Below are 294 nucleotides of genomic sequence, written 5' to 3' on the forward strand. Positions count from 1 at the left end.
TACGGTCGGTATTACTGCAGTATCGATTCTTATCGCTATCTTTACGGTTGGCTTCTTTGCTTCTACCTTCCCAACAGGTGCTGACATCATGACCATCATCTTCTACAACGTGGGTGGTATTGTGATCTTCCTTGGCTACGCATGGTGGAAGTACGGTCAATACGAGAAAAGCTTATCTCCAGAAGAGAAAAAACTAGAAGCAAAGCCTGAACCAGCGAACGCTTAGCTTTACCCTACACTCTGATCGAAAACTTAAGGCACTCGCATTTGGTGAGTGCCTTTTTATTTGTTGGA

Annotated in this window: 1 pseudogene; it reads left to right on the forward strand. The window is 44.2% G+C overall.

The features are described from left to right. Positions 1–226, forward strand: a pseudogene (locus tag AB4486_RS26490) (amino acid permease); the annotation flags it as partial. Between the last annotated feature and the right edge of the window lie 68 nt (positions 227–294).

The sequence above is a fragment of the Vibrio sp. 10N.222.55.C6 genome, assembly GCF_041473395.1.
In the GTDB taxonomy this organism is placed as follows: Bacteria; Pseudomonadota; Gammaproteobacteria; order Enterobacterales; family Vibrionaceae; genus Vibrio; species Vibrio crassostreae_C.